This is a genomic window from Rothia sp. ZJ1223 (assembly GCF_016900985.1).
GTDB lineage: Bacteria > Actinomycetota > Actinomycetes > Actinomycetales > Micrococcaceae > Rothia.
Window position 1 is genome coordinate 498,676 of record NZ_JAFEUT010000001.1, and the last position, 25,820, is coordinate 524,495.

Annotated in this window: 23 protein-coding genes and 1 rRNA gene; 6 read left to right on the forward strand and 18 right to left on the reverse strand. The window is 54.4% G+C overall.

The genetic code is table 11. From position 1 onward, the window contains the following. Positions 1 to 41 precede the first annotated feature (41 nt). Positions 42 to 1,403: a P-loop NTPase gene (locus JTP09_RS02240; protein ID WP_204876529.1), complete on the reverse strand. Its 1,362-nt coding sequence runs from the start codon at positions 1,401 to 1,403 to the stop codon at positions 42 to 44. Positions 1,404 to 1,406: 3 nt separating this feature from the next. Further along, on the reverse strand, positions 1,407 to 2,069 hold the full coding sequence (locus JTP09_RS02245; protein WP_204876531.1) for an SAF domain-containing protein: 663 nt from the start codon (positions 2,067 to 2,069) through the stop codon (positions 1,407 to 1,409). A 286-nt stretch (positions 2,070 to 2,355) separates the two neighbouring features. On the opposite strand from JTP09_RS02245, the gene JTP09_RS02250 reads away from it, so the two are divergent. Further along, positions 2,356 to 2,589 (forward strand): helix-turn-helix domain-containing protein, encoded by a 234-nt coding sequence (locus JTP09_RS02250; protein WP_204876533.1) that lies wholly within the window; start codon positions 2,356 to 2,358, stop codon positions 2,587 to 2,589. A gap of 5 nt (positions 2,590 to 2,594) precedes the next feature. On the opposite strand, the gene JTP09_RS02255 is transcribed toward JTP09_RS02250, so the two are convergent. Then, positions 2,595 to 3,122 (reverse strand): histidine kinase, encoded by a 528-nt coding sequence (locus tag JTP09_RS02255; RefSeq protein WP_204876535.1) that lies wholly within the window; start codon positions 3,120 to 3,122, stop codon positions 2,595 to 2,597. A 153-nt stretch (positions 3,123 to 3,275) separates the two neighbouring features. On the opposite strand from JTP09_RS02255, the gene JTP09_RS02260 reads away from it, so the two are divergent. Then, positions 3,276 to 4,145, forward strand: coding sequence for a LysM peptidoglycan-binding domain-containing protein (locus JTP09_RS02260; protein ID WP_204876537.1), 870 nt, complete (start codon positions 3,276 to 3,278; stop codon positions 4,143 to 4,145). 29 nt (positions 4,146 to 4,174) lie between these two features. After that, the gene (locus tag JTP09_RS02265; protein ID WP_204876543.1) at positions 4,175 to 4,678 is read left to right on the forward strand and encodes an Rv3235 family protein; all 504 of its coding nucleotides are present in this window, start codon (positions 4,175 to 4,177) and stop codon (positions 4,676 to 4,678) included. Positions 4,679 to 4,802: 124 nt separating this feature from the next. Here JTP09_RS02265 and secA read toward each other — a convergent pair whose 3' ends face one another. The 10 genes from secA to JTP09_RS02315 form a co-directional block, all read right to left on the reverse strand. Further along, entirely contained in the window at positions 4,803 to 7,403 is a 2,601-nt protein-coding gene (gene secA, locus JTP09_RS02270) for a preprotein translocase subunit SecA (protein WP_204876548.1), read from the reverse strand. Between the two features lie 192 nt (positions 7,404 to 7,595). Continuing rightward, a complete protein-coding gene (gene hpf / locus JTP09_RS02275; protein WP_204876549.1) occupies positions 7,596 to 8,234 on the reverse strand; it encodes a ribosome hibernation-promoting factor, HPF/YfiA family in 639 nt (212 codons plus the stop codon). Positions 8,235 to 8,640: 406 nt separating this feature from the next. Beyond that, complete coding sequence (locus JTP09_RS10275) at positions 8,641 to 9,408, reverse strand: phosphoribosyltransferase family protein (RefSeq protein ID WP_204876550.1); 768 nt, start codon at positions 9,406 to 9,408, stop codon at positions 8,641 to 8,643. 7 nt (positions 9,409 to 9,415) lie between these two features. Then, positions 9,416 to 11,095, reverse strand: a complete 1,680-nt coding sequence (locus JTP09_RS02285; RefSeq protein ID WP_204876551.1) for an LpqB family beta-propeller domain-containing protein — start codon at positions 11,093 to 11,095, stop codon at positions 9,416 to 9,418. Continuing rightward, positions 11,077 to 12,798, reverse strand: a complete 1,722-nt coding sequence (gene mtrB / locus JTP09_RS02290; RefSeq protein ID WP_204876552.1) for an MtrAB system histidine kinase MtrB — start codon at positions 12,796 to 12,798, stop codon at positions 11,077 to 11,079. The genes JTP09_RS02285 and mtrB overlap by 19 nt, the downstream gene beginning before the upstream one ends. 5 nt (positions 12,799 to 12,803) lie before the next feature. Continuing rightward, positions 12,804 to 13,490 (reverse strand): MtrAB system response regulator MtrA, encoded by a 687-nt coding sequence (mtrA, locus tag JTP09_RS02295; protein WP_204876553.1) that lies wholly within the window; start codon positions 13,488 to 13,490, stop codon positions 12,804 to 12,806. A gap of 69 nt (positions 13,491 to 13,559) precedes the next feature. Beyond that, positions 13,560 to 14,678, reverse strand: coding sequence for a hypothetical protein (locus JTP09_RS02300; protein ID WP_204876555.1), 1,119 nt, complete (start codon positions 14,676 to 14,678; stop codon positions 13,560 to 13,562). Continuing rightward, entirely contained in the window at positions 14,675 to 15,046 is a 372-nt protein-coding gene (locus tag JTP09_RS02305; RefSeq protein WP_204876557.1) for a chorismate mutase, read from the reverse strand. Before JTP09_RS02305 ends, JTP09_RS02300 begins: the two co-directional genes overlap by 4 nt. 47 nt (positions 15,047 to 15,093) lie before the next feature. Beyond that, the gene (mnmA, locus tag JTP09_RS02310) at positions 15,094 to 16,278 is read right to left on the reverse strand and encodes a tRNA 2-thiouridine(34) synthase MnmA (RefSeq protein ID WP_204876559.1); all 1,185 of its coding nucleotides are present in this window, start codon (positions 16,276 to 16,278) and stop codon (positions 15,094 to 15,096) included. 99 nt (positions 16,279 to 16,377) lie between these two features. Further along, positions 16,378 to 17,610: a cysteine desulfurase family protein gene (locus JTP09_RS02315; RefSeq protein WP_204876560.1), complete on the reverse strand. Its 1,233-nt coding sequence runs from the start codon at positions 17,608 to 17,610 to the stop codon at positions 16,378 to 16,380. Positions 17,611 to 17,783: 173 nt separating this feature from the next. Here JTP09_RS02315 and JTP09_RS02320 point away from each other — a divergent pair, with 173 nt between their 5' ends. Next, complete coding sequence (locus tag JTP09_RS02320) at positions 17,784 to 18,251, forward strand: tRNA (cytidine(34)-2'-O)-methyltransferase (RefSeq protein WP_204876561.1); 468 nt, start codon at positions 17,784 to 17,786, stop codon at positions 18,249 to 18,251. A gap of 79 nt (positions 18,252 to 18,330) precedes the next feature. Here the strand turns inward: JTP09_RS02320 and JTP09_RS02325 are convergent, their stop codons facing one another. From JTP09_RS02325 to JTP09_RS02335, 3 genes are all read right to left on the reverse strand, one after another. Further along, positions 18,331 to 19,272, reverse strand: a complete 942-nt coding sequence (locus JTP09_RS02325; protein ID WP_204876562.1) for an electron transfer flavoprotein subunit alpha/FixB family protein — start codon at positions 19,270 to 19,272, stop codon at positions 18,331 to 18,333. Between the two features lie 14 nt (positions 19,273 to 19,286). Further along, on the reverse strand, positions 19,287 to 20,111 hold the full coding sequence (locus tag JTP09_RS02330) for an electron transfer flavoprotein subunit beta/FixA family protein (protein WP_239478554.1): 825 nt from the start codon (positions 20,109 to 20,111) through the stop codon (positions 19,287 to 19,289). Positions 20,112 to 20,247: 136 nt separating this feature from the next. Beyond that, complete coding sequence (locus tag JTP09_RS02335; RefSeq protein ID WP_204876563.1) at positions 20,248 to 21,558, reverse strand: S1C family serine protease; 1,311 nt, start codon at positions 21,556 to 21,558, stop codon at positions 20,248 to 20,250. A gap of 214 nt (positions 21,559 to 21,772) precedes the next feature. Between JTP09_RS02335 and JTP09_RS02340 the strand changes: the two genes are divergently transcribed. Both JTP09_RS02340 and JTP09_RS02345 read left to right on the forward strand, forming a co-directional pair. Then, positions 21,773 to 23,806, forward strand: coding sequence for a TPM domain-containing protein (locus tag JTP09_RS02340; RefSeq protein WP_204876570.1), 2,034 nt, complete (start codon positions 21,773 to 21,775; stop codon positions 23,804 to 23,806). Between the two features lie 149 nt (positions 23,807 to 23,955). Further along, a complete protein-coding gene (locus JTP09_RS02345; RefSeq protein ID WP_204876571.1) occupies positions 23,956 to 24,672 on the forward strand; it encodes a PspA/IM30 family protein in 717 nt (238 codons plus the stop codon). A 127-nt stretch (positions 24,673 to 24,799) separates the two neighbouring features. On the opposite strand, the gene udk is transcribed toward JTP09_RS02345, so the two are convergent. Together udk and rrf are read right to left on the reverse strand one after the other, a co-directional pair. After that, a complete protein-coding gene (udk, locus tag JTP09_RS02350; RefSeq protein WP_204876573.1) occupies positions 24,800 to 25,429 on the reverse strand; it encodes a uridine kinase in 630 nt (209 codons plus the stop codon). 273 nt (positions 25,430 to 25,702) lie between these two features. After that, positions 25,703 to 25,819 (reverse strand): 5S ribosomal RNA (rrf, locus tag JTP09_RS02355). Position 25,820: the final 1 nt, after the last annotated feature.

Below are 25,820 nucleotides of genomic sequence, written 5' to 3' on the forward strand. Positions count from 1 at the left end.
GCTGGCCTACTCTACGGCAATTTTAGACCCTAACTGAGGGGTTATCCACGGCGGGCCCCCTGAGAGGGTTGCAAACGGTGACGAACCCTAGCTAACACGGACTTCTTAGTCACAACGGTGGCATTGGAGTGCCCGGCTGCAATAGCGCCCATGAGCGAGCGTGCCAGTTCAGTGAAAGTATCGGTGAGACTCTGCGCGTCTTTGATCTCTACGATGGTTTTACCAGTGAGCAAGGCTTTATCGAGAATACTCGGTTCATGGGGTATAAACCCGGTAATGGGAGTTGCCGGGCCGAACCTACTCCACGCGCGCTCCACCTCACCTCGACCGCGTGATCCGGTAGTTTCCGAGCGCATTTTATTAATCCATACATGTTTTCGGTGATCAGTTGCTAACTGCAGATGACTCTGGTTGAGTTCCTCGAATGCTCGTACCAGGCGGGGGAAGCCCACCACATCTGCTGAACCAACCACTACAATGTCGCTTGCCTGTTCTACTGCGGTGATTGCGGCAGCATTGCGTCTGGGTGCTAAGCCGTCGAAGGTAATTTCTTCGTCGGCTTCAAGGCTAAAAGCAGTATCAATAACAACTGCCTGATAGCGCGAGCGCAGGTAGTCAAGGACGCTGGTGAAAGGCTTTTCTCTGACCTCTGGCCATCTGTCGGCGCGGGTGATACCCGTGATGATGTCGAGGGTTTTACCCGCAAGGTCAATGGAACTCACGTACTCTCGGTATTTTTCGTCGGTGAGCTTATTGCGGTCGGCGTAGTGGCAGATTTGTGAGATTCCGGAGTACTCATCGAGTAGCCCGAGTGTGATGCCGAGAGCGGGGCCGTAGGTGTCGGCATCAACGAGCACAGTGGAGTAGCCTTGAGCGGTTAAGGTTGCGGCGAGATGGGTGGCTACCGTGGTACGTCCGGGGGCGCCGGTAGAGCCCCACACGGTGATGACGCGTCCTTTCTCAGATGAAGTCAGTGAAAGAGCTTCAGCAGCTTCGACAGTGACAGTAGTTGATAAGGCAGCAGTATCTGCCGCAGGTGCCCGGTCGAAGGTCAGCGTGTGCAAGTTGGCTACCGCTGTTTCGATGCTTTCAATAACCGTCGGGGTATCGGCAAGCGCGTCAATGACGGCAACCCCGTGAATCTCAAGGTCGATACCGGGGTCAGTAACTGCGACCACTGCGACCCCTACCTCATGTAGCTGGGCTACCATCGACTGCGTGAGGTAGTCAGTGTAGTCGGCTACAAGCAGGGCAGCGCGCACAATGCCGGTTTGACCCAGACCAAAGACCTCCGATATGTCGTGAACGTGACGGGCAACAGTGACGTTTCCTCGCTGAGCTTCGATACCCGCGATGAAACGTCCGGAGTGATCAGAAAAAACGACGATGGGAATGCTAGCCATAATCTACCCCTGATTTTTGTAGTCAGAGGGCACGAGGTTGATTTTGTCCTCGTTGTTGATAGCTTTGAGGATCGCACTGAGTGATTCTTCGGCTACCAGAAGCTGCACGGCTGACTTACCGGTGCCACCGATGAGACTTTCTTCGTTGCTAATAGTGGAGACCTCTGCGGCTTCCATCACCACCTCGGGATCGTTGTAAGTGGTCGTTGTTCCCTGAGCTTTTGTGGCAATCCAGATATCAACGTGCTTACCCGGGGTCAGAGTTGAGGCATAGGCAGAGTCGATAGTGATGCTAGCAGTACGTCGACCGTCGGTGAGTTCTTGAGCAAGAGCTGTTGCGGGCACCAATTGACCGCTGGTGATACGCGAAGTCACGACGCTACCCTCCGCGATAGTTTTTTCTTGAGGAATATAGTGCTGCCCAGCTTCAGCTAAGCGCACATCAGCTAGAGCAAAGTCGCTGGCTTTCACCTCTTCGCCCACCGCCATATCACGGGTAGCTACGTAGAAGGGTTCGGTTTTATTACCGAGACTTACAACGCTCACCACCGCCACGATGGAGAGGGCGATGAGGAGCAGTCCCATGAGAAGACGGGGGTCTTTGAGACCGGGGCGCTGAAATCGAGGGGAAAGCCCCTCGCTGCTTTCGGGTACGGCTGTGGGCACGGTGTTGTCTTTCGGTTCTGTGCGGTTATTGGTTCTTATGTGGTTCGTTCAGTGGTTGTGAACAGCGGTTCTTGTGGTTGACATACGGAGCCTGCGGTGTGACTCGTCATCCTATATTGTGTTCCAAGTGTTTGTTCTCTTCAACTTCATCGCTGGGTCCACTGCCAGTTGTCACCATAAGTGGAGTGCTTCTGGCCCCCCTAAGATAATCAAACGATATCAAATGAAATTAAAAAATATTAGTTTACAATTGAAATGACATAAACTTATGAGACGAGGAGACCCCGTGGCAGAGCAACGCTTTTACACCCTGACCGAAGTATCAGAAATTCTGAACATTAGCCTCTCCCAGACCAGGATTCTTGTAACCTCTGGGCAGCTCGAAGGGATTCAGATTGGCGGACGGGGTCAGTGGCGCGTCGAAAACTCCAAACTTGAGGAATACATTAGCCGCGCTTACGCTCAGACTAAAGAGGCACTCGCAAAAGGCACAGCCGAAAGTCTCACCAGCGCATCCTAACAACGTTAGGCGGTACCTACTGCAACAATGGAGTGCAATGGCACCACCCTGGTTTTATGAATTGAGCTTCCTCTGGTGGAAAGCTCGACAAAGTCAGCCCCCACCCGTTCTAAAACGCCCTCACTCGTCAATCGTCCAGCATGGTAGAGGCGAACAGTTTCACGCGCCTTCACCAGAGCCCTCAGGGCAAAAGCAAACGACAGCTTACGCTGCACTGCCTGAGCATCAACTGTTGAAAACGGCGTCCCGCCTTCCCAGAACACGATGCGGGCGGTCGGCATGACGAGGCTTTCAGCTGATGTACGTAGCTGAAGCCAGCCTAACCCCACGTTTTCAAGTACACCATCCCATTTCTGAGCGTCATCAGTAAAGACCTGCACCTGAAAACCTATTTGCGCTGCTAACCGATCCCCCATCATCACCTTGGCAAACTCTGCCCTACGCACTTCTTGCGCATCCAGCTCAATGGTTCTGGTACGGGCGGTGCTCAGCTGCACTTCGTAGTCTCTAAAAATTCGATCCAGATTCGTCATGTCCTCAACCCTATCGGTCGGCAATGTCTACCACCCTGCACGCTAACCAAAATCGAAAACATTTAAGTTTTTTTGCACACAGGGCTTTACAAACGCCACGCAAGCTAAGATACTCTAAGTGTTATCAAATAGCATCAAATGATAGGTTTAGAGATGAAGATGAACCACCAAGCACCTTCTGCCTCCTCGGCAGACAGGGTGCTCTGTTTAGCTATACCGCTCATCTCCCTAGTGGTCGCCGGATGCTGCTTCTGGATCATCGGCGCCAGTGAGCTCAAGACAGCAGAGATGCTACTTATGGGCGCTAGTGCCCTGATCGCCTTCGGTGTTGGTCTGTGGTATATTTTCGCTGCCCTTTACCTACTGCTGACACGCTCCACCCGAAGCGCAGCACAGTCTTTGCCCCGATGGGTGCCGAGGATGATGCGTAACGTAGCTATCGGAACTCTAGGTATTAGCGTGTATGCGGCTCCCGCCACGGCTGCTCCCTTGACCAGCGCATCTTCGCCCTCGATCGCCACCGTACACGAAACCCACCCATCCTCTCTTGAGCAGTTCTACGGTCACGCAGATGACCTATCAGACTCTCAAAAAGATTCCCTCTCCAGTTTTTTCACCAGTCATCACGCAACTGCTGACCACGGTTCTGCCACACCGGCAACAACACGCTGGCAGGGTCAATCCGATCAGCAGTTCGAGAACCTCAATACTCTGCCCCAGCAGTGGCTTGAAGTTGACCCGCAGACCTTCAAACACGCATCCGCCCACCAAACGCCCAGCATCAATCCTTTCTTCACCGCATCATCGCGTGAAGATCTCAGCGAACGTTCAGTAGGGATGCTTCACACCGTGCGCAGCGGTGAAACTCTGTGGAGTATTGCCACGAACTACCTACCATCAGGAAGCCCGGACGCAGAAATTATGGAATACGTATCGGCTATCTACGCAGCTAACTCGCACCAGCTACCGGTAGATGCCAACCTTATTTACGCAGGACAACAACTCATCCTCCCCTTTCAGTAAAGATTTTCAGCACAGAAAAGAGACGAACCATGAACCAGCAATCAGCTCGCAAAGAAACCTTCGCTGTCTCTGAGGCAGAATACAAGGCAATGCTCGAAATCATCAAGGAAACAGAACGCCCCATCGTAGCGCGAAAGCAGGGAATTCCCTTGAAAACCTCCTCAGAACTCTGCCAGTCAGTAGAAACGATGTGCAGCGGTCTCTCCATTGCCGTCCTCGAAATTTTCGCGGGACGCCGCGCCTGCAGCCAGGTTGCCAAATGGTTTACCGCTGAATGCCTCACTAAGATCAAACGTCGTGCCGATCTGACTCGACGCATCCTTGCCAGCAAACAGGGCGAAGACCACCTGCGCAGTCCTTTCGCTCTTAGCGCTCCCCTACCCACTGTGCGCCGCGCCCACGCCCAACAAATCAATGAAACAACCGTTGAAGCGTGCGTCATTGTTGAAGACAGCCAGCGCGTACGAGCGTTAGCTTTCAAGGTGCAAAGAATCCACCGGGTCTGGAAGGTCGTAGAAATAGAAATCGCGTAAAAACGCCACTATAAAATATGCGCGGGCGCTTCACCTGTTTGAAGTGAAGTGCCCGCGCATTCTTATCTCTTGACTGAGCCTCTATTCTAGGACTCAGAAAAAACAAAAGCCGTGTAGAAAAAACCTAGTTCTTTTTAACCTGGACTTCGGCGCTGCCGTCCTCACTCGGAGCCGAGTACTTGAGGAACTTAGGCTGCGGTGGCAGGTTCATCTTGATAGAAGATGAAGTCGTACGCTGCTTGGAAAGATCCAGGTTGTAGAGGAACCCCACGGTCTCTTCACGGATCGCGCCGAGCATGGACTGGTACATGGCGTAGCCTTCTCGCTGGTACTCAATCAGCGGATCGCGCTGTGCCATTGCGCGCAGACCAATACCTTCTTTGAGATAGTCCATCTCATACAGGTGTTCGGGCCAGCGACGTCCAATCACAGACAGCAACACACGGCGTTCGATCTCACGCATTGCTTCTGAGCCGACCTTTTCTTCGCGCTCTTGATAGATGAATTTCGCATCCGTCAGGATCTCGGTAATCAGCATTTCCTGGGTAATCTTGGTGCGTCCGCCCGCCTGCTCTTCCAGATCCTCAATAGTTACGGAGATGGGGAAGATCGGCTTGAGCAGGTCCCACAGTTTTTCAAGATCCCAGTCTTCAGCGTGACCCGATGTATGGGTCACGATGGTTGATGAGATCACTTCATCAATGAACTTCTGAATCTGTTCCTCAATGTCTGCGCCTTCGAGGATTTCAGCACGATCTGCGTACATTGATTCGCGCTGACGGTTGAGCACATCATCGTACTTGAGGATGTTCTTACGTTGTTCGGCGTTACGCGATTCAACTTGCCCCTGGGCGGACGCGATGACGCGAGAAACGAGCTTGTTTTCAAGAGCGGTGTCATCGGGTGCGCCTGCCATGAGTCGGGCGGCTGCCTGACCGTTGAACAAACGCATGAGGTCATCGGCGAGTGAAAGGTAGAAGCGGGATTCGCCGGGATCACCCTGACGGCCGGAGCGTCCACGTAGCTGGTTGTCGATGCGTCGTGATTCGTGACGTTCGGTACCCAGTACGTAGAGACCGCCCAGTTCAATGACTTCCTCATGTTCAGCTTTCACAGCTTCTTCGCATTCAGCGAGGACGCCGGGCCATTGCTGCTCGTATTGTTCGGGGGTACGGTTGGGGTCAAGACCCAGCTGTTCCATTTTTTCGACAGCGTTGAACTCGGCGTTACCACCGAGCATGATATCGGTGCCTCGACCTGCCATGTTGGTTGCAACGGTGACAGCGCCCTTGCGTCCTGCCTGGGCAACGATGGCAGCCTCACGCTCATTGTTTTTAGCGTTTAGCACCTCATGGCGAATGCCCTCTTTGACGAGGAGCTTAGACAGGTACTCGCTCTTTTCAACGCTGGTTGTACCCACCAGAACAGGCTGCCCCTTAGCGTGGCGTTCTTTAATGTCTTCAACGACTGCCTGGAACTTGGCAATTTCGTTTTTGTAGACCTTATCTGCCTGGTCTTTACGGTGGATGCCCTTGTTAGTGGGAATAGGCACGACGCCCAGTTCGTAGGTGTTCATGAACTCGGCAGCTTCGGTTTCTGCTGTACCAGTCATTCCCGAGAGCTTGTCGTACATGCGGAAGTAGTTCTGCAACGTCACAGACGCCATGGTCTGGTTCTCGGGCTTAACTTCAACGCCTTCTTTAGCTTCAATAGCCTGGTGGATGCCCTCGTTGTAGCGGCGGCCGGGCAAAATACGACCGGTGTGCTCGTCAACGATGTGTACTTCACCATTGACTACCACGTAGTCTTTATTGTTTTTGAATAGCTCTTTTGCCTTGATGGAGTTGTTCAAAAAGCCAATGAGCGGGGTGTTGACAGATTCGTAGAGGTTGCGAATACCCAAGTGGTCTTCAACCTTGTCAATACCCGTTTCGAGTACGCCGACGGTGCGTTTCTTTTCATCGATTTCGTAGTCAATATCGACTTTGAGGTCGCGAGCGATACGCGCGAATTCTGTGTACCAGCGGTTGGCTTCGCCCGAGGCTGGGCCGGAAATAATCAGGGGGGTTCGCGCTTCATCGATCAGAATAGAATCGACCTCATCGACAATTGCAAAGTTGTGACCGCGCTGGACCTTCTCATCGAGCGTCCACGCCATGTTATCGCGCAAGTAGTCAAAACCGAACTCGTTGTTCGTGCCGTAGGTAATGTCAGCTTCGTACTGTTTACGGCGCACGTCAGGGCTCTGGTTACCCAAGATGACGCCTGATTCCAGACCCAAAAAGCGGTAAACACGACCCATGAGGTTAGCCTGATATTCAGCTAGGTAATCATTCACGGTGACCACGTGTACGCCCTGACCCGAGAGCGCATTGAGGTAGGCGGGAGCTGTTGCAACCAGTGTCTTACCCTCACCGGTTTTCATTTCCGCGATATTGCCCAGGTGCAGAGCTGCACCGCCCATGAGCTGCACGTCGTAGTGACGCTTACCCAAGGTTCGTTTAGACGCCTCACGCACTACCGCGAACGCTTCGGGCAACAGAACATCGAGGGATTCCCCCTCATCGATGCGTGTACGGAACTTATCAGTCTCAGCTCGAAGTTCAGCATCGGTTAAAGCAACAATGCTTTCCTCAAGAGAGTTAATCGCGTCTGCATAGGCACGAAGCTGTTTGAGGACTTTCTTGTCTCCGGCGCGGAGTAGTTTTTCCAAGAAAGATGCCACGAGTGTGCTCCTTGAGGTTTCGATGATAATGAAATGTCCAACCGATATTTGTAAAGGCTAACAACCCATTGTAAAACACCATCAAACGTTTTACTGCGGTGGCGTTCACCGCCGAGCAATGAATTATGCCAAAGACGCAAAACTGCCCCTGCAAAGTGCGGGGGCAGCTGTTGGTTGTATTAGCGGATTCTCTTACTGATCGCTCAGTGAAATCACACCGTAGCTCCAGCCTTTACGGCGGTAGACCGCGCTGGGGGTGTTAGTATCTGCATCCACGAAGAGGTAAAAATCGTGCCCTACCAGCTCCATGCGATCAACTGCTTCTTCGGCGGTCAGCTTCTCTGCGGGGAAGCTCTTACGGCGGATTTCGAGAGGTGATTGCACATCATCAGTCAGTGCGTACTCGTTATCGAATGCTGCTTCTTCAACAGGAATGTCTTCAGCGTGGATTTCAGTGACTGCGGTCTGATCGGTAACGATGGGCAATGAACCGGTTGCCTCAGAAACCGAGAGCGGTGAGCGTCCGCCGTGCTTCTGCGCCTTACGGCGGTCGCGGGCTCGACGCAAACGTTCCAGGAGTTTGCCATAAGTGTCATCAAAAACCGCGAACTTATCTGAGCCCGATGCCTCAGCACGCAGGATGGGACCGCGTCCCACCACAGTTATTTCAACACGAATGGTGTTGGGACCAATATGCCCGTCCTTGCTGAACTTAACTTCGATGTCGGTAACGTGATCGCCAAGCTGCTCAAACTTTTTAGCTTTGCTCTCTACATGCTCCTGCAGTCGTTCAGTCACTTTGACGTTGCGTCCGTAGACCTTAAGCTCCACGATTGCCTCCAAAATATTTAGGCGAGAAGTCGCTTATTTTCTCTCGTACAAGAAACCTTCAAGAAGGTATATTTCTTGTTGCTTCCAGCCTAGTTCCAGTTCTCTAGAAATTCATGTGTTACGTTATATCATTCGATGTTGGAAGGCTCTACTGGTCTGATTCAGTGGTGGTGCAGTCTTGTTTCTTGCTCGCTGAGACTGAGATTTTTTACCGTAAATCGCCCTCTTTCAGTCGCTGACTCCCCGATTATTTTCGCTATGGCTGAAAATCTACTCCCCCCCCTCAAAATAAATTATGAGCGAGATGTGTGTGACGGGACATTGTTCACGCATAAAAAACCAATTTGACCGCCCCTGCACGCAGGTGCATACTGATACTGTGTGTGCTTGGTTACCTGATGAAAGGTCAGTCGCTCTCCGCGCTCTTCTGACGGGCAACCGCGGCTACGCTGGCAAAGCCCAGCACCCGAGCGCCTTCATCCTCCAGCACTCTAGCAGTTTCAAGCATCGATGCGCCGGTAGTCACCACATCATCGCAAATGATGCACTCGGCACCTTCAAGAGTGGTTTCGAATCCTAGCAGCTCCCCCGGATTCCAACGTTTTCTCATCGCTCCGTGCAACCGCGCATACCGTTGGTGTACTCCCAACTCTTTTTGACCGCTAGACCCCGAACGGGTGCGACTCACCTCTAGAACATCAGCGCACACAGTCTCGATTCCCTCCAGCGCGAGCTGCCGACGAGCCGCGGACGTCAGTTCAAGGGCAGGCGAGAAACCGCGACGCCTCGTGTTACGGACAGAAGAAGGTACAGGTACCAGCACTGCCTGCTGCTTACCGTAGCTATCAACAATCGCCTGGATAGCACGGGCAAGACCCGTTGCTAACAAAGTTCTCTGATCGTAACGCCCCTCATTTTTGAACGCCAAAATACAACGAGCAAGCTCATGCTCATAAACGCCGGCAGCCACAGCGTTCTCTAGCTCATAGCGCAGAAACGGTAAGTGCAGGTTAAGCAGGCTTTGCCGCACCAAAAAATCACAGCGCTGGCATCGCCCCTCATAGCGAGCATCCGGTTTCTGGCAACTTGCGCACGGGGTCGGCAACACAACATCGCGTAGCCGGTAGGCACTTTCGCGGGCAGTTGCGATGAGAGGGTCAAACCGATGGTTCACCGTGCGCTTACCCCGAGAAGTTCAAATCGTGCAGGGTGTTCTCCAAACGAACCCACCCCGATGAGCTCAAGCGGTAGAGAGTAGAATCCTGGGTCTGAGCAATGACGTTTTCCTCCCCCGTGCCCACAGAAATCTTCGCTAAACCGGTGAGGATTTCGGGCGAACGGCGTACACCCGAAATAGAAATAATTTCAGTGGCGCCAGTGTTGTAATCAGCAATAATAACTTCGTTATCAGAGAGAAAGTCAGCGAAGGTCGGGGAAATACCCGTGCCCAAACGCACGGGGGTCTGCAGGCGTTGCGGAGCACCCTCACCATCGCGAATAACCCCCGCCACCCAGGTATAGGAGTAGGTGTCATCGTGGGCAGCTATAACCGCGCGGGTTCCGTCGCGCGAGATATTCAGTGAAGTGACGGTATAGCCCTCCAACCAATCTGCCGCGACCTCTTGTGGCTGATTACCATCAGAAGTCGAAAGACTTACCATCACTTGCGAGCCATTTTGCACAGCCCAGACCCAGTGCAGGTAGTCAAAACTAGGCACAGTAATGTCAGAAGCGGCAAGCAGCTGCCGCGCTTCTCCGTTGCGTACCAACCACAGCTCTTTTTCGTTGTTTGCCAGGTAAGCGTAGACGCCTCGCGAAATTGCCATAGCGGGCGAGGTAACTGTTTGCTGCTGAGGTGCCAGCACGGTGTTCTGGCTAGCAACATCACTCAAAGAGCTTCGGGTAATCAGGGTATTTTCTTCAACGCCAACAACGCCCCCCGATACCGGCGGGTTAATCAGGGGTAGAGAGTCAGCCCGCGCGTCATCCTCTTGAATAGTTTGCCCTGCCACTTTAAGCTCCACGGAACTTACGGTTGATAGGGTCGAGAGGGTTTGGGTGAGCTGAGTTTTAATGCGCTGAGATTCAAGCTGGGTCAGTTCCTTTTGCACCCCTGCCCCCGAGAGGTCTACCGAGGCGACGCTTGATTCAACAGGAACAGAGCTGCGCGTCAGCGTAGTACCTGTGGGAATGGCTGTCTGCACCGCCCCCTGCAAATAGGGTGCTGGTCCCTCCAATAGAACGCGCACTACAGAGGTTGCCACAGTGTCACGATCTGCAAACCACCGCACATCGGGCACCGCGTATGAAAAGGTGGGGTCGTAGAAGTAGAGGGTGAAAGGGTTGTATGCAATATTGAACTGACGCTGATCCAGAATAATAGAGTTGGGTGCGCTGGTGATACGCCACTGCCCGCCGATGTTTTCAAGCTGAAAAGAGAGATTCTCCCCATCGGCGGTATCGAATGAGGTGGCGATACCTCGCGCATCGATCTTGGCGGTGAGCTCAACAGCTAGGGTGTAGTCACCCTTGTCAGTTGCGCTGATGCTGGGGGTGTTGGTGTAGACCAGGGTTTGTTCCTGCGGTGACCACTGCTGCGCATAATCGGGGGCCAGGAACTGGCGGGCCACCGCGTAATTATCGTTAACGCCCACCCCCGCACTGATGAATCCCCTAATGATTTCATCAGGGGTAGCGTTGGTGGCTGGTCCTTCAATCTCTGAGCTTTGTCTGGAGGCGGACGCGGTCGATCGGGGGTCAGCGTAGTGGTTGACCGCACCGCTGGTGGGGATTCCACCGCATGCGGTGAGCGTCAGAATACCGGTGGCGGCTAGGCATCCTGTTAAACGGTACGCTGCCATGATGCGTTCTCCTTCGATGCTTGTTCAGTACTTTCTTTTTCAGCTATTTCTGCGGGTTGTTGGGGAATAGAGCCGGTGAAGGCGGTCAGCTCAAGCAGCTCGGATTCCCCGCTTAAGAGCACCGGTGAGTTACCCATCTCTACGCCCTGTTTGAGGGGTATAGTGATACGGAAGCAGGCGCCTTCCCCCGGTTTGCCCCAGACTTCTAGCGCACCTCCGTGCAAACGCACGTCCTCGGCAGAAATAGCCAGACCTAGACCTGTACCGCCAAGGGTACGTTTGCGGGAAGGGTCTGCGCGCCAGAAACGGTTGAATACCTGCGACAGTTGCTCTTCGGTAAGTCCCACTCCGTGATCTCGCACCGCAATGCCCAGCGCGGTACTAGAGGCGGCAATGTAAATATCAATCGGTTTGCCTTCGCTGTACTCGATAGCGTTGAAGATGAGGTTACGCAGGACGCGCTCGATGCGGCGGTGATCCATCTCTACCGTTTGTTCTGTCAAATCTGTGTGAACGGTCAGCTCTACCCCCACCCTCGCAAGGTGGGGTTGGGCGACCTCAACGGTTTCGCGTACTACTGTGAGCGCGTCCACGGGTACCAGATCGAGGGTGGCTGAACCGGCGTCGAAGCGAGAGATTTCTAGCAAGTCTGCGAGTAGGTTATCAAAACGATCCACCTGGTTGTACAGCAGCTCTGAGGAACGCCGTTGCAGGGGGTCAAGCCCCTCTCTGGCGTTGTAAAGCATTTCTGCGGCCATGCGCACGGTCGTTAGGGGGGTGCGCAATTCATGAGAAACGTCAGAGACAAACCGCTGCTGCATCGTCGAGAGAGTCTCCAGACGAGAAATCTGATCTTGTAGGCTGTCTGCCATTTTGTTGAAGGAGTGGCCCAGACGAGTAGCCTCGTTTTTACCCGTGACCTGCATACGCTGATCGAGGTTACCAGCTGCTAGCTTCTCAGCCGAAATCGCGGTAGAACTAATCGGTTTGATAGCTGCGCGCGTCACTGCCCACACAATCGATACCACCACAATCAACATGATGCCGAAGCCCAGCCCCATGACCATGTTGATATAGGTCGCTGTTTCTTGGGAGTTCGAGAAATCGTAGATGAGATACAGCCCGTACTCTGGACTCTGCGGAATAGAAATGCGTGTTCCCACCACCACAACCGGCACCGGCTGCTGGTTTTCCATCACCTGCATCTGCGCTGACTGCCAGTAGATACCGTCGGCGGTAGTCACCATCTGCTGCAAATCAGCGGGTATATTCGCCGGATCCATCCAGATATTCTGGGCTTGGGCGGGAATAAAATTCTGCGTCGAATCGCTCTGGGTGGGTAGCAACACCCACTCCCGCTGAGCATCGCTACTACCGGTTTCTAGCACCGTCAGAAAGCGTCTAACCTCCGCCTCAATCTCATTGCGGTCAACGGCGTCCGACGAATCCAACACGCTCTGCACATTGGCAAAACCTGCTGACGATTCCTCAAGGGCTTGGTCTAGGCGTCCGCGAAAAAGCGAGTTGGCGATCTGATTCGCCAAAAAGGCGCCGACCACCAAAAAGGTAATCATCAGCAAAATAATGGCTATGGAGACAGCGCGAAACTGCAAGGACTGCTGCCACCGACGACTGAAGTCAAAGAGGGGGTTAGAAAACCTGCGGGAGGGTGCGAGACGGTCGTCGCTGGCAGAAGCAGACATGGGTACTATCGAACTTTCTGGGCTGAGGCTTTGTAGCCAACGCCGCGTACAGTCACGATGATTTCGGGGGTTTCTGGATCCTGTTCAATTTTGGCGCGCAGACGCTGCACGTGAACGTTCACCAGGCGGGAGTCAACGGTTTTACCGTAGCCCCAGATGCTATCGAGTAAGGCTTCGCGGGAGAACACCTGACCGGGCTGGCGTGCCATAGTCACCAGCAAGTCGTATTCGAGGGGGGTGAGCGATAGGGTCTCATTATCGCGAGTAACGCTGTGACCCGAGAGGTCTATGGTGAGCCCGCCAATGGAGATTATTTCGCTGTTGTTTTCTTCGCGCGGACGCAGGCGGGCACGAATACGCGCCAGTAGCTCTGCGGGTTTGAAAGGTTTGGCGATGTAGTCATCGGCTCCGGCTTCAAGCCCCTTCACCACGTCTTCAGTGTCTGATTTAGCGGTGAGCATGATGATGGGTACATCGGTGTGCTGACGCAGCTGAGCGCAGACTTCAATACCGTCCATACCGGGCAGCATAAAATCAAGAAGTACCAGGTCGGGGCGGTGGGTGAGATAGGCATCTAGTGCCTGGTCACCCGTGGCACACACCTCTGTTTCGTACCCTTCCTGAGCAAGCACAATGCCTACCATTTCTGCCAGGGCCTCATCATCATCTACCACCAGAATACGAGAGTTCATACGCGCTCCTTCGATACACTTTTTTGATTCGATGTTTTATTTTACGCGGTTTATAGGCGTAGCGCGGTGTTAGTCTGCGTCTTGGGCAAATTCGGCGAGCGCGGTGGCGGTTTCTGTCAGGTGCGCCAGGAGGTCTGTGGCGGTGCCTGGGCTAAGTGCAGTGAGGTCGCCATTTTCGGTGAGGACGAGTTGGTTGAGGCGCTGGGCAGGCAGCCCAATGCTGCGCCAGGGTCGGTAAATGCTCTCAAGGGTAGGAATGATGGAGGGTTTGTTCAGGGTGCTGATAGCCGCTAGCCAGATCTCTTGGTTGTGTTCAATTCTGGGTGCTAGGTGCTCCCAAGCGCGCGCGTCCGCGGCGGGTTGAACGCTGGCTACGGCGTCGAAGAAGGTCAGATAGCGTTCTTCGATGGTTTGAGCATCAAGGTTCAGGGCAGTTTTGACTCCGTACGCGCTGAGCTGCTGGGTTACGATGGAAAAGGTTTCCATGACTTCGTGGGAATCTAATGGCTGGTAGGTTCGGTAGCCGCTTGAGGTGGGGATGCTGCCGCGCAGAATGTCGGTGAGTGAGGGTTCGTCGAGCTGAACGTATAGCTGGGCTGCGGGTATCGCCTGTTTGATCTGGTGCAGCCGGTGTTCCATGCCCGCTAACCAGGAGTCACGGATGTCTCTGCGGGCGCCCCTGTCGGCGAGGCTGCGTTCACCGTTGTGAAGGTGCAGAGCAGCTGTGAGACTGAGCGGACCGGTGAATTGCAGTTTGAAGGTGTCCTGAGGTTTTGTAGCTCCGGCGATAACATCAGCGAGGGCATTAATATCTGAATCGAGGGTAGCCCGTGCGGTGTCTTGCTCGGCAGAGTACCCATCATGCAAACGCCAGCCGAAGGATGCCCCATCTACCCCGAGTTCTTCAAAGGTGGCAATGGTGCGTGCTAGGGTGCTTGCGGCGTATCCTCGGTCTTCGAGGGCTGGTAGGTAGCTGTAGTGGGGAGCGCCCAGTTCTCCGCGGACGCGGTGAATAGCGTCCACGTTCTGAGTTCCGGGCCAGGGGCCCAGCCCGGTAGCACGAACCGCGTACTTCTGTTCAAACGAAGGCTCTGAGACAGCCCTCTGGGCGCGTTCGTCTAGTAGACGTGCGCGCTCATCAACGGTGTGCTCTCGATAACCAACGAGAGACTTTTTCCCCTGTTTCATACGTCGCTATCTCGGGTAGCTTCGGCGATGCGCTCGTGGTGGCGAATGACCTCAGAAATAATGAAGTTGAGAATTTTTTCGGCGAACTCAGGGTCAAGGTGGGCTATCTCTGCCAAAGACCTGAGACGCTCGATTTGAGCCGCTTCGCGGTCAGGGTCCCCCGAGGGCAGGTTGTATTCTGCCTTGAGGTAGCCAACGCGCTTGGTTACCCTGAATCGTTCGGCAAGAATGTGAACCAGTGAAGCATCGAGGTTATCAATGGTTTGACGAATCTCAAATAGTTCTTCGAGCACAGCGGGGTCTACGCTACCGTGTAGAGCGCTGGCGCGCGCATCGAAGCTGCTGTGAGGTTCGTGCAGATTACTCATGAGAGGAGCTCTCTTTCAGTGTCGAGTGTGTCTGGTATAAGGGAGGGCTAAATATCTGCGCGGTCCAGAGAGTAGGCGCGGTTAATAGTTGCCTGTCCCAGAACCCGAGTGCCCTGGTACATAACCAGGGTTTGACCGGGAGCGACCCCGCGCAGCCCTTCTTTCAGTCGCACAACAACTTCCAAGCGCAGGGCGTTCTCTTGTGCAGATTCGTCGTCGTTCACCCATTCGAGATAAGCCTCAGAAAGTACCGGATCGGCGTGGGCACGCACCTGTGCGGTGATATCGATCGACGTGCTGGCGGCCCCGATCTGAGCTGGCTGCGCCAAGAACTGGGCGAAAGCGTCCACCGGCTCGCCAGCCCAGGTGCATCTAATACCGCGGATTTCCTCCACCGCAAGAAGTTCTTTAGAACCAACGATAACTTCGTTGGTCTTGGGGCGAATTTCGAGCACGAAACGGGGCTTGCCGTCGGGGGCAGGACGCCCAATCTTAAGCCCCTTACGTTGCCCCACAGTAAATGCCTGGGAACCATCGTGCTGACCCAAAACAGTGCCCTCGGTATCTTTGATATCGCCTGCGGTCATCTCAATATGGTCAGCGAGCCAGTCGCGAGTATCGCCCTCAGGAATAAAGCAAATATCGTAGGAGTCAGGCTTCTTCGCTACTGAGAAACCCCGACGCTCCGCCTCAGCACGCACCTCAGCCTTAGAGGGGGTTTCAGCCAGCGGAAACCAGGCATGCTTGAGCTGCTCGTGGGTGAGCACGCCCAACACGTATGACTGGTCTTTTGCCCAGTCAGCAGCACGGTGAAGCTCGCGGTTGCCCTCTTCGTTGGTAATGACCTTGGCGTAGTGACCGGTTACTACCGCATCAAAGCCAAGAGCAACGGCCTTCTCAAGCAGAGCCGCGAACTTAATCTTTTCGTTGCACCGCATGCAGGGATTGGGGGTGCGACCGTGCTCGTATTCAGAGATGAAATCATCAACAACGTCTTCTTTGAAACGCTCCGAAAAGTCCCACACGTAGAAAGGAATCCCCAGCTGGTCGCAGACACGACGCGCGTCCATCGAATCCTCGATGGTGCAGCATCCGCGGCTACCGGTACGCAAGGTGCCGGGCATGCGGGAGAGGGCAAGGTGCACACCCACCACGTCGTGGCCGGCCTCTACAGCGCGGGCAGCGGCCACAGCCGAGTCAACACCGCCACTCATTGCAGCTAGAATCTTCATCTTTTAATCCTTATATTTCAACGTTTGAAAAATTGTACAGAGCTACAACCGCAATTCCGCGGTCTTTATTTCGTACTCGGTGTGTAGTTCATCCAGTAGTTAGTGCCAGAGCGAAGCGTCCGGGGTGTGCGCTGCTAATCCAGCTTTTTGAGCTTGGGCGAAGGCGGCAGGTAGCGCAGCAAGCAAACCGTCAACATCAGCATCTGTACTGCTATGCCCCAGGGTAAACCGCTGGGCACCACGAGCCGTCACTTCATCAAGGCCCATAGCCAAAAGCACGTGTGAGGGACGCGGTACTCCGGCGTTGCAGGCAGAGCCGGTGGAGCTTTCGATACCCGCCATATCAAGCAAGAAGAGGAGGGAGTCACCCTCACACCCGGCAAAGGTGAAGTGAGCGTTACCGGGTAGACGACGCCATACCCCGGCGGTCATCTCATCGGCGGTTTCGGGGGTCGCGCCGCGAAGGGTCGCATCGGGCACCAGTTCTTGAACGCCCTCAATCAACCGATTGCGCAGAGTGGCAAGACGGTTCGCTTCTTCATGAAGGTTCTCCCCCGCGGCACGGGCCGCTGCCGCGAATCCCGCAATGGACGCAGCGTCAATAGTGCCCGATCGAACCGACCGTTCCTGACCGCCGCCGTGAAGTACGGGTTCCAAAGCAGCAGCACGAGTAGCGATCAGCGCACCGACGCCCATCGGAGCTCCAATTTTATGCCCAGAAATTGCCATAGTGGTAGCATCCGATGCCCGAAAGTCTACCGGCACAGTACCAAAAGCCTGCACCGCATCCGTATGCATCGGGACTCCATACTCGCTGGCAATAGCGGCAATCTCAGCGACCGGCTGAATCGTACCGACCTCGTTGTTCGCCCACATCACTGTCACCAGGGCAACAGCCTCGGGGTCTTGGGCAATCTCAGCTCGCACGGTGTCCGGGTCAACGCGCCCGGTAGCGTCAACGGATAGCCAAATGGCCACCGCGTCCTCGTTCTTCTCCAGCCATTCCACCGCTTCGCTCACCGCGTGGTGCTCCACCGAAGAAACCAGAATCTTACGGGCACGAGGGTTAGATGCCTGACGCTTCCAAAACAGTCCTTTGACTGCTAGATTATCTGCCTCTGTGCCCCCGGAGGTAAAAATGACTTCTGCGCTATCGCAGTGGGCAAGACGCGCGATATCTTCGCGTGCCGCTTCAACCGTCGCGCGAGCGCGGCGTCCGGCAGAGTGGAGGGAGGAAGGATTGCCTCCCACCCGCATTTGTTCCATGACAGCGTCCATTGCAGCGGGGAGGGTGCTGGTGGTGGCGGCGTGATCAAGGTAAATGCGTTCCATGAAATCATTTCTGTGTCGGCAGGTAGGCAAGGTGCAAAAGACCATTCTACGCCGGTCGCAGGATGCGATACACATGAGATGTAACACCGCGCAACTGGGCGATAAAGCCCGTGTCTTGCAGAGTGCGCAAGGGCAAGCTCACCCAGGATTTTACGGCGCGGTAGACTAGGGACGTGTTCAAAATTCTTTTCTATACTCCTGAGATTCCGGGCAACACGGGTAACGCAATTCGCCTGGCAGCTATTACCGGCGTGGAGCTTCATCTGGTTGAGCCTCTTGGCTTCAATTTTGAGTCAGCGCATCTGCGCCGGGCTGGTCTTGACTACCACGATTTGGCGGTAATGACCGTCCATAAGACCCTTGAGGACGCGTGGGAAGTCTTAGACCCCCGGCGCGTTTTTGCCTTCACCACAACGGCAACTACCAACTTCGCTGATGTTTCCTATCAGGAAGGGGACGTACTCATGTTCGGTCCTGAATCTGTGGGGCTACCTCTTGAGGTTCAGAGTGACCCGCATATCACTGAACGTGTCAAAATCCCCATGATTGAAGGCAGACGGTCTCTCAACCTTGCGAACTGCGCTTCGATTGCTGTTTTTGAGGCGTGGCGTCAGCACGGTTTCGCTGGCGGAACTCTGTAACGTTGACAAAAAATAATCTCACCCCAGTGACTTGCAGAAAGTCTCTAGGGTGAGATTTTTTTATGCACTGTTTTAGTGCCTAGGCGCGGCGCTTCTCGATTTCTTCGATGGCCTGCGGAATAACGGTGAAGAGGTCGCCCACGATGCCGAAGTCAGCAATTTCAAAGACAGGTGCGTCTGCATCCTTGTTGATTGCAACGATGGTCTTTGAGGCGTGCATACCTGTCTTTTGCTGCAGAGCACCCGAGATACCCACTGAGACATAGAGCTGGGGAGCTACAGTTTTACCGGTCTGCCCAACCTGAGTCTCATGGGGCAGCCAACCGGCATCGGTAACCGCGCGGGTTGAGCCGATAGCTGCATTGAGTGTGTCAGCCAGCGCCTCGATGGGGGTGATGTCGCCGTTGATTCCTCGACCGGCTGCTACAACGATAGCTGCTTCTTCCAGGCGCGGACGCTCGGTGCGTGCCCCGTGAGCCGTGGCGGTCATGCTCACGTCCTGGACGGTAGGAGCTTCCAGTTCAACGATTTCAGCTGCTCCTGGCTGGGCAGCAGTGATTTCAACCGAGTTGGGCTTAAGGGAGACCAGCGCGCGGTCGGTGCTCACGCGCACGGTGGTGTTGTAGGCACCGCCCAAAACATTCTTTGTAGCTACGGGGCCGGGTGCTACTGCAATTGCGTCGGTAATAACACCGGCTTCAAGACGAATACCTAACCGAGCCAGAACTTCGGTGCTTTCAATATCATTACTGGAGAGCACAATGTCAGCGGAGAAATCCTCTACCGCTGCCTGCGCTAGAGCAAGCCGTGATGAAGCGTCACGGCAAGGATCGCCAGAGCCTACATAAACTTTTTCAGCGCCTTCGGGGCGGTACGTGTCAGCGGCATTTTCTGCAGTCTGGTTGAAAGCCAGTACTGCAAAGTCGCCCAGAGAACGTGCCGCGGCAAACAGTTCGCGTTCGCTGGAGCTCAAACTGTCATTATTTGCTTCGTGAGTGCTAAGCACCAAAACATTAGTCATGTGAGTCAAAATCCTTAGATCAGGTTGCGAGAAGCCAGGAAGTCAGCAAGCTGAACACCGGCATCGCCATCGTCAGTAATAATTTCTCCTGCAGTGCGTTCTGCGCGTTCTTTAGCGTCTTCTACGAGCACCCATGAACCCGCGCGACCGATGGTTGAGGGGTCAAGGTCGAGATCATCTAGAGTGAAGGTGATGATGGGCTTTTTCTTTGCCGCCATAATCGCCTTGAAATTCGGGTAACGAGGAGTATTAATCTGGTCAGTCACCGAAGCGATGAAGGGAACTGGGGCGTGTAGCTCCTGCGAGATATCATCAAGGTCGCGGCGTGCGCTGACTTCTTGCTCACTCAGCTCAAGGCTGGCAACGTTGGTTAGCAGGGGCAGTTCTAACAGCTCTGCAAGCTGCGCGGGCACCAGCGATGTCTCACCGTCAGTGGATGCCATGCCGGTCAGTACCATATCGAAAGTGGCAGCATTAGTTTTTTGCCAGTGTTTGACGCCAGCTGCCAGCGCACGCGCGGTAGCTGCCGCGTCCGAACCCGCTAGAGCTTCATCTGATAGCAGCACCCCCTCGTCGGCTCCCAGCTGTAGTGCGCGGCGCAAGCCTTTGGATGCACTTGCAGGTCCCATAGCAAAAGCGACAACCTTGTGCTCCCCTTGGTGCTTTTCGGTGATCTGCAAGGCAGCTTCTACAGCGTACTCATCGAGTTCGCTCATGACCGATTCTTCGCGGTTGACAGTCAGTTCTTCAGCGTCAATGGTCTGATCAAATTGGGTGTCGGGTACGTACTTCACCAGTACCGCGATGGTGAGGTGATCCAGCGAAAGCTCAGCGCTCAATGGGGGTGTCCTTTTATCGTCAAGAGGTGATGGCCGCGGGTGTTAGTGCGCGGCTAGTAAGAAGCGTACAGGTATGCCCGGTGCGGGCATACCTGTACATTCTATCGTGCTATATCGACTTTAGGCAGGTTGGGTTTTACGATGCATCGGCTGAATTGCCGAGTGTTATTTCAACTTTTTCAACCGTATTACCGCGCAAAATACCGGCGGTTACGGTCTGCCCCGCGGCGGCTTGACGGACGCTTGCTGTCAGCTCGGTTGCTTCGGTGATGGGTCGCCCGTCAAAGCTGACGATAATATCGCCTTCACGCAAACCCGACTTTTCGGCGGCTTGCCCCGGTACGACAGCCTGAATGTAGGCACCGTCACCGAAGTTCTCGCTGGAGTCATTGTTGGCGGGTGAGGTTGATACTGAAGCTCCCAGGTAACCGTGGGTGGCTGCGCCGTTATCGATGATTTCTTGGGCTACGCGCTTGGCGTAGTTGATGGGTATGGCAAAGCCCACCCCGATATTGCCCGATGTAACGGTAGAGCTCTTATCGGCCGAGGCAATGGCAACGTTTACACCGATGACTTCACCGTTAGAGTTCACCAGAGCGCCACCGGAGTTGCCGGGGTTAACGGCAGCATCGGTTTGTAGCACGTTGAGCGAGATGATGCTGGTGGGGCGCTGCGACTGGGATTGTCCAGGCAGTTCGAAATGGAAAGGTGAAGCTTGGTTGGGCAGGGAGTTGCTAGTATCGCCCTCCGGTGCTTCGCTCGATGCTACTTCGATAGTGCGAGTGAGGGTCGAGATGATGCCGTCCGTTACCGTGTTTTCCAGACCCAGCGGAGCGCCAATAGCTACCGAGGTGTCACCAACGTTCAGTTCATCAGAGTTACCGATGGACGCCGGTGTGAGGTTTACCCCTGCCGGATCAATTTTAATAACGGCAAGGTCGCTGGTGGGGTCTGTTCCCACAATGGTTGCGCTTTTGACGGTTCCATCAGACAGCTTGACTTCAATGGTGGGTTTGGCGGCTTTACCGCCGAGGGTGACGACGTGGGTGTTAGTGAGAATATGGCCCCGGTCATCGAGTATGATTCCTGAACCTGAACCTGACTCGCTGGGGGTGGTGACGCCCAGGGTCACCACTGAGGGCGTCGCTTTTTCAGCGGCTGCGGTCACGGTCGTGACGGAGTCCGTGTTGTTGACAATTCGGGTGCTGCCTGAGGTTAAGGACGCTACGGGTGAGGTTTCCGAGGTGGCAAAAGTTGCGACTCCCCCGCCCACTCCGGCCCCGATCAAAGCCGCCAGGGCAGCGGTGCCAAGTACCACAGGGAGGTTGCTCTTGCGGCGCGCTGGCTCAGGCTGAAAACTTGCAGGTTGCTGGTGAGCTGGTTGTCCGTAGTGGGGGTTCCCCTGGTTCTGAGGGGTGGGACTCTGGTTCCAGTGATTGTCAGTCATAGCGTTCTTCCGCCTTCTTCTTCAAAAAATTTTCACCTTTTACTATCCTGCACTCTGCTGAAGCTACCATGAAATCTTTCTGAATATTAGCTGTGTACTGCGTACCGGTTCATTGTGCCCAATGCGAACTGTGTGTTGCTAAGGTTCTACATCGACGTGAGCACGCATACAATGGGGAACCAACAGCGTACTTTCTAGCACAAGCGAGGAACCTATGACATACACACCAGCTAACCGTAAGCTTTGGGCTGCGTTGGGCACCTTGGGCCTAGTCATGATTCCTACCCCGGCTTTTGCTGAAGCCCCCATGAACCTCGACGCCGGTGTGCGCGTCCTTGATACTACTCAGGCGCTCGGTAACACCACCTCACTGGATGCTGATATTGAGCAGCTCGCTACCGAGCACAAGGTCAATCTGTTTGTGGTGACTATTGATGCTTTTGAAAGTCCGTCTAATTCTCAGAGCTGGGTTCAGCAGTTTGGGCAGCTTAATAACTTGGGCACTAACGACGCGGTGCTGGTCGTAGCTACTAAAGACCGCCAAGCCTACTTCACGGCCGGTAGCACTTCGGTCTTGTCTAAGGCCCAGCAGGAGCGTATCTACTCTGACTATATTTTCCCGCGTCTCAAGCAGTCAGATTATGCGGGTGCGGCTCAGGCTGCTGCCGCCGGTATTGATGAGACTCTTTCTGGCGGTGGTGCCGCTAGCTCTTCGTCAGAGGGTTCTTCGTCGGATGGTTTATTGTTGCCCCTGCTGGGTTTGGGTGCTGCAGTTGTGGGCGGTGCGGCGTTGATGAGCCGTTCGTATCGCGCGCAGAAGGGGTCGTCTCAGCCCGGTGGGGCTACCGCTCAACAACCGCACCCCGGTGGCGCGCCGCTACCCCCTATCGAGCAACTACGTCAGCAAGCCGGCGCTCTCCTGATTCAGACGGACGACGCAATTGCTCACTCCAAGCAGGAAATCGAATTCGCTCGTGCCCAGTACGGAGAGCAGCAGGTAGCACTCTTCATTGCTGCTATTGCTGATGCTAAAGCCCATATGCAGCGTTCCTTCCAGTTGCAGAAACAACTCGACGACGATATTCCTGATACTGAGCAGGAACAGCGCGCATGGTTAGGCGAAATCATCGCGCGCTCCCAGGACGCCCAGAAGGTTCTTAATGAGCAGATCGAGAGCTTCTCGGCGCTACGCAAGCTCGAAGACAATGCCCCCGCCGCTATCGAGCATGCCCGTAAGACCATCGAGCAGGTCGAAGCGTCCTTCCCCGAGGCTGAGCAGACACTGGCGCAGTTGCGGGCAGATTACGCCCCCAGCGCCAGTGAAAAAGTCTCAGATAATATCTCCGAGGCACGCCACCGTCTTGACTTCGCCCGCAATTCACTGAGTGAAGCTAGCGCCCAGGTTGATACCAATCGCTCTGAGGCAATCGTTAAACTGCGAGCAGCTGAGGAAGCCGAGGACCAGGCGCAGGGTTTGCTCAGCGCTATCCGTCATCTGCGGGTAGAGCTTTCCCAAGCGCAGGAGTCTTTGAACCAGGCTCTGCTGATTGCTGCCCGAGATGTTGCCCAGGCTCAGGAGTACTCCCGTCACGGCGGTAACTCCGCTGAACTAGCGTCAGCTGCTGCCGGCGTTAACGCCGTACTCGATGAAATCCGCGCGGCCAGCGCTAACGGTAAGTCAGATCCTCTGGCTTTAAGTGAGCGTTTGCAGGCTGTACGCAGCGATCTTGATAAGGCACTGAACTCCGTACGTGCGGTCAATGATCAGCAGCGCGCTGCTCGAGAAAATCTGCACCATGCTCTCGTTTCTGCCCAGGCTCAGGTATCTACCGCCAGCGAGTATGTGTGGGCACGTCGAGGTGGTGTCCGTCAGGACGCACGCACCCGTCTTCGCGAGGCAGAACGCCACTTGCAAAGTGCTCAGGCTCTTCAGCAGTCAGACCCTATAGCTGCTCTCGCTCATGCTAATGATGCCATCCGTCTTGCAGGTGAAGCCCAGCGTATTGCCCAGCACGATGTTGATGACTTCAATTCCCGCGGTGGTTACGGTCGTGGACGCAACTCAGACTTCAATTCTGCGGTGCTCGGTGGTATCCTTCTCGGTTCGCTCTTCGGCAACGGAGGCGGCGGTGGCTTCGGTGGTGGAGGGTCCTTTGGGGGTGGCACCTTTGGTGGTGGCTTCGGTGGAGGCGGTTCCTTCGGCGGAGGCGGCTGGGGTTCTGGTGGCGGTGCCGGCGGTAATTTCTAATACTCACTCCACCTAATGATTCCGCGCAGAGCGCACACGAAATCTAAGTTTTAGGCTTTCTATTCAGAGACTACGACCACAAATAATGAGAAAATAAGTAAGACCCCAGTGAGAAGCACCAGCTCCTCACCTTTCCCCTAAGGAGAAAAATGGTTAAGCAGTCAATCTTCGGTCGTATCGCGCAGCTGACCCGCGCGAACATCAATGCTTTGTTGGACTCGGCAGAGGATCCTCAGAAGATGCTGGATCAGATGGTACGCGATTACACCAACAACATTGCTGAAGCTGAGCAGGCTGTTGCTCAGACCATTGGTAACCTTCGTATGCTTGAAGATGATCACGCTGAGGATTTGCGTGAGGCTCAGGAGTGGGGCTCAAAGGCACTGGCTGCATCCAACAAGGCAGATGAATTCCGTTCTTCAGGCGACACCGCTAACGCTGACAAGTTTGATAACCTTGCTAAGATTGCGCTGGGTCGTCAGATGCAGGCTGAGAATGAGGCGAAGGCTGTAGAGCCACAGATTGCCTCTCAAACTGAGGTCGTTGAGAAACTCAAGGACGGTCTCAACAAGATGCGTAGCAAGTTGGACGAGCTTTCCTCAAAGCGCGACGAGCTCAATGCTCGCCAGAAGTCAGCCTCAGCACAGCTGAAGGTCAATGACGCACTCAAGGCGTTCGATGTTATGGATCCCACCAGCGAAGTTTCACGTTTCGAGGAGAAGGTTCGCCGCGAAGAGGCACGTGTACGCGGTCAGCAGGAGCTGGCAGCATCCTCACTCGATGCCCAGTTCAATGACCTTGAAGAGCTCGGTAAACAGTCAGAGCTGGACGCACGTTTGGCAGCTCTCAAGGCAAAGAAAGCCTAGTACAAGTACCTCAGAGGTAAACCCGCAACACTTACAATACGCGAATATAAAAGAAGGGGCGTTCACCGTGTGAACGCCCCTTTTGTATGCTGTTTACAGCTTATGAGTAAGAGAGCTTCCCAGTTTTCTAACCGGTGGGCTGTTGCCCTAACTCCAACTGACGATGGATGCGATGAATCAGCATGTCGAGCGCCACCATGTTTTTGCCTTCAGGAATGATAATATCTGCGAGCCGTTTAGAGGGTTCGACGTGAAGCTCATGCATAGGCTTGACGGTTGTCAGGTACTGGCTCTGCACTGACTCAATAGTGCGTTCACGTTCAAGAACGTCACGACGCATACGGCGCAAAATGCGGACGTCCGCATCAGTATCAACAAAAATCTTGATGTCGCAGCGCTCCCGGATTTCAGGCTCAGCAAAAATAAGAATTCCCTCAACGATGATGATGGGCCGCGGTTCAACGGTGATCGTCTCATCTGAGCGGTTATGTACCGTGTAATCGTAGACGGGTGTTTCGATGGCAGCCCCTGCGATGAGAGCATCTAATTGCTCGGTCATGAGCTCATTATCGAAGGCCTCGGGCGCATCGTAGTTGAGCAGTTCTCGTTCTTCGTAGGTAAGCCCGTCATTTCGTTTGTAGTAGTTATCGTGGTAGACAACAGCTACGTGCCCTTCAAATGATTCTACGATTGCTTGGGTGAGCGTGGTCTTTCCTGACCCCGTTCCACCAGCGATTCCCATGACAAGCGGCTTCATAGCCCCTACCCTTCGCGGATTCCATTATTGCAAGATTCTATTGTGCCACGGGCTGCGACGCCTCTGCACCTCTATAGGAAGCTCACACCAAACAACCCCCTAACTATTCAAGCCCCATAAAAAGAAACCCACACACCCAAAAACCCTTAAACAAGAAAAGCCCCACCACCCAAACAACGAAACATAATTATCCAGTTTACCGGGAAACTTACAACCCAACATTAAACGAAAAAGGAGCCCGAGCCACAGCCCAAACTCCTCCATCAAACAAAAAACCCGCGGTGACCTACTCTCCCACACCCTAACAAGTGCAGTACCATCAGCGCAAAAAGCCTTAACTACTGGGTTCGGAATGGAACCAGGTATTTTACTCTCGCCAAAACCACGGAAA